At 35.4% G+C, this 791-nt stretch carries 1 protein-coding gene; it reads left to right on the top strand.

Annotation, left to right across the window (positions count from 1 at the left end):
• Nucleotides 1-498 (top strand): transposase (locus BANA01_RS28825; RefSeq protein WP_157411921.1); only part of this gene is annotated, 498 nt, incomplete at its 5' end.
• Nucleotides 499-791 lie beyond the last annotated feature (293 nt).

The following is a 791-nucleotide window of genomic DNA, read 5'->3' as shown; positions in this document are numbered from 1 at the left end:
AATATGATTCTTCAATACAAAGAGCACCTATCAAAGTTGGAGTCGGAGATAGATGCCCTCGCTAAAGAAATAGAAGAAAGTAATATTATCAAATCTATCCCTGGTATTGGAGAAAAAATCGCTGCAACGATTATTTCAGAAATTGGTGAGATAGATCGATTTACTGATCCTAAAAAGCTGGTAGGTTTCGCTGGAGTTGATCCTAGTGTATTCGAATCTGGTAAGTTTACAGCCACAAAGAATCGAATCACAAAACGAGGTTCAAGTAGGCTTCGTCACGCCTTATATATGGCTGTTCGTTGTGCAATTCGTGATTGTCGTAAAAAGAAAACAACAGAAGAAATCATCCCTCGCAACAAGAAAATGCGAGAGTTTTACGACAAGAAACGTGGAGAAGGAAAGCCCTTTAAAGTAGCTGTAATAGCATGTGTAAATAAGCTCTTACATTGGATATTTGCCCTTTTAAAGAACAGAACGACTTTCCAAGATATAGCTTAGAACCAAAAATAAACTAAATAACACAAAACCTTCCAAAATCAAAATAACGGAAGGTTATTTGGCATGCACACTTTTAGTATAGCATGAGATATTTTAAGTTTTTATTGAAAAATATTGACAAACTATTAGCTGGTTTAGCTTAGTACAATCCTCACAATCTCATCGATAAATATCCGATTTTCTTTTAAAATGCTTCTCTACAATATGGCCCGATTGTTGAACACAAGTTAAACAACACTGTTCAACTAACCTTCTCCGTTAGCTCAATAAAGACATTTTGCCAATAATCGTGG

It is taken from the genome of Neobacillus niacini NBRC 15566, assembly GCF_001591505.1.
GTDB lineage: Bacteria > Bacillota > Bacilli > Bacillales > Cytobacillaceae > Neobacillus > Neobacillus niacini.
Note: the sequence above shows the minus strand (reverse complement) of the source record. Positions and strands in the feature narration are given on the sequence as shown.